Genomic DNA, 1,602 nt, shown 5'->3' with positions numbered 1-1,602 from the left:
TGTTTAAGGTACGACCGATGTTTTCTACATTACCAGGTGTATCTGCGCCGCCTCCATTCGGGGGGAATCAAAAAACAGTGCTGATCACTATAGATCCTGAAAAGCTGCGGGGGCACAATCTTTCACCTGATCAGGTGGTACAGACTATAGCTAAATTTAATACTATTTCCCCCGCCGGTAATGTTCGCATTGGTGATACCACCTACATCACGCCACAAAACAGTGTCATTGAAACGTTGCAGGACTTGCAGAATACACCGCTGCAATTGGGCGCAGGTCCGGCAGTATATGTAAAAGATATTGCCAATGTGACGCTGGGAGCTGATGTGACCACCAGCTACGCATTAATTAACGGCAAACGATCTGTGTATATTCCGGTTACCAAACGTGCAGATGCGGCTACCTGGGATGTTGTACAGCGAGTGAAAGCATCGCTGCCGGATATGCAGGACGCCATACCAGCAGATATTAAGGTTACTTATGAATTTGACCAATCAGGATACGTTATTAATTCGTTGAAAAGCCTGTTGTTTGAAGGTGGACTGGGAGCCATACTTACAGGCTTGATGGTATGGTTATTTCTCGGTGACCGCCGTAGTGCATTGATTGTTATAATGACTATCCCGCTGGCGCTTTTATCATCCACTACACTACTATATTTAACCGGCCAATCAATCAATATCATGACCCTGGGAGGTCTGGCACTTTCCGTGGGAATACTGGTAGATGAGGCAACGGTAACGATTGAGAATATACATCGGCATCAGGAAATGGGCAAGAATAAAGCTCGTGCTATCGCAGATGCCTGTAGGGAAATAGCCGGACCAAAACTATTGATTTTACTAAGCATCCTGGCCGTTTTTGTACCTGCTATGTTCATGAATGGTGTGCCTAAAGCCATGTTCATGCCGCTGTCATTGGCGGTAGGATTTGCTATGATCGCCTCATTTCTTTTATCTCAGAGTTTTGTTCCGGTAGTATCCAACTGGTTGCTGAAAGATCACCTGAATAACAAGGATAAGCAGGATAAAGGATTTTACTATAAAATAAAACAAAGGTATGCTTCCGCAGGGCAACGATTTCAATCGGGTTTCGGGTGGGTAACCACATTATTTCTGGTTATTTCAGTCGGTCTGGTTTTGCTCCTATTCTCATTTACCGGAACAGAACTATTCCCGCAAACCGATAGCGGGCAAACGCAAGTTAGGTTGCGCCTTCCTGTTGGTACGCGCTTTGAGCGCACAGAGGATGCCACCCGGCGACTTTTATCTTTGTCCGACAGCATTGCCGGCAAAGGAAATACAGAGATTACATCGGCCTTTGTTGGAACACAGCCTTCCAGCTTTCCTGTGAACTATATTCATTTGTGGACAAGTGGACCACAGGAATCGGTTACTAAAATAAAGCTGAAGAAAGGTATTATTCCCATCGCCGTTTTCAGGGAAAAACTACGGGCCGCTGTTGCCAAAGAAATTCCTACAGCCAGCATATCATTTGAACCAGGTGATATGGTGGAACAGGTGTTAAATCTTGGTAGTACCAATCCGATAGAAATAGCCGTGGTGAATCGTAATCTGGCAGAAGGCAGGAAAACAGCGCAGG

At 45.5% G+C, this 1,602-nt stretch carries 1 protein-coding gene; it reads left to right on the top strand.

Annotated features, from left to right (window positions below; translation table 11 throughout):
* Positions 1-17: 17 nt before the first annotated feature.
* A partial coding sequence (locus VIP81_RS31420; RefSeq protein WP_331971452.1) for an efflux RND transporter permease subunit occupies positions 18-1,602 on the top strand: 1,585 nt, incomplete at its 3' end.

Source organism: Chitinophaga sp., from assembly GCF_036566945.1.
Lineage (GTDB): Bacteria > Bacteroidota > Bacteroidia > Chitinophagales > Chitinophagaceae > Chitinophaga.
This window is presented reverse-complemented; position numbering and strand designations above follow the sequence as displayed.